The organism is Mesorhizobium sp. M2C.T.Ca.TU.002.02.1.1, assembly GCF_003997225.1.
Map to the genome: position 1 here is coordinate 1 of NZ_RZTO01001564.1, position 410 is coordinate 410.

1 protein-coding gene and 1 pseudogene are annotated in these 410 nt (G+C 65.4%); one reads left to right on the forward strand and one right to left on the reverse strand.

What is annotated here, in order from left to right; all coding sequences use genetic code 11:
- The coding region (locus tag EOD07_RS37295; RefSeq protein WP_127238558.1) for an autotransporter outer membrane beta-barrel domain-containing protein at positions 1 to 258 on the forward strand (258 nt) is incomplete at its 5' end.
- A 33-nt stretch (positions 259 to 291) separates the two neighbouring features.
- On the opposite strand, the pseudogene EOD07_RS39010 reads toward EOD07_RS37295, so the two are convergent.
- Positions 292 to 410: pseudogene (locus EOD07_RS39010) on the reverse strand (LysE family translocator); the annotation flags it as partial.

Here is a 410-nt window from a genome sequence, read left to right on the forward strand (position 1 = left end):
ATCCTCGACGGGACGCCGCTGCAGCCCTACCTCAAGGCCAATCTCTGGCACGATTTCGGCGGCACCGACCGTGTCGATTTCGAGGGCACCGATATCTCGACCGAGAGCCGGTCAACGTCCTTCGAATTCGGCGGCGGGGTGGTCGCCAAGGTGACCGACAAGGTCAGCGTCTTCGCCACCGGCGACTACACCACCAATCTCGGAGGCGACAAGCGCCGCGTGCTGGAAGGCAATCTGGGCGTGAGCGTCAAATGGTAAGGCCGACAGGCCTTACCATTCGCTAGGCTGATCTCAATTCCCCGACCGCATCGCCACCGTGGCGATGCCGGCGCCGACCAGCAGCGTGCCGCCGGTGCGGTTGAAGATGCGGATCGCCTTCGGGTTGCGCACGACCGCGCGGGCCCTGGACG